This is a genomic window from Kerstersia similis (assembly GCF_965139615.1).
Taxonomy (GTDB): domain Bacteria; phylum Pseudomonadota; class Gammaproteobacteria; order Burkholderiales; family Burkholderiaceae_B; genus Kerstersia; species Kerstersia similis.
The window spans coordinates 1-440 of record NZ_CBCSIQ010000060.1; the positions used below are offsets into that span (position 1 = coordinate 1).

General features: G+C 60.2%; 1 protein-coding gene. It reads left to right on the forward strand.

The window, feature by feature from the left end; translation table 11 throughout:
• Positions 1-124: 124 nt before the first annotated feature.
• The gene (gene tnpB, locus ACNA1V_RS17450; protein WP_415834829.1) at positions 125-406 is read left to right on the forward strand and encodes an IS66 family insertion sequence element accessory protein TnpB; all 282 of its coding nucleotides are present in this window, start codon (positions 125-127) and stop codon (positions 404-406) included.
• Positions 407-440 lie beyond the last annotated feature (34 nt).

The following is a 440-nucleotide window of genomic DNA, read 5'->3' on the forward strand; positions in this document are numbered from 1 at the left end:
GTCTCGGGCCAACCCCAATCTGTTCCGCTGAGCGCATACTGCTCCACCTATTTTTAATGGAGCAGTATCCTCTTATGCCCTAAGCCCCGGCACAAGGTGGGTTCGCCGGACGGTTACGGTGGACATGCGTAGCGGCATGGACAGATTACTGATGCAGGTGGTGGCGGTGTTCGGTCGCGCGCAGCCGCACCACGCCTATCTGTTCGCCAACCGTCGGGGTACACGCATGAAGGTGCTGGTGCATGATGGGTTTGGTGTGTGGATGGCGGTACGTCGCTTGCACCAGGGCCAGTTCGCATGGCCGTCGCAGGGCAGTCATGTGAATCTATCGGTAGATCAGGCCAGAGCCTTGGTCGTTGGCCTGCCGTGGCAGCGTCTGGAGCCGTCAGGTCTGAGCCTGTTGTAAGGCGCAATGCGGAGCATCGCCAATGGTGCGAAGG

Excerpts from the sequence above, each read along its gene's own strand:
- tnpB (WP_415834829.1), top strand. The coding sequence starts at position 125 with ATGCGTAGCGGCATGGACAGATTACTGATGCAGGTGGTGGCGGTGTTC.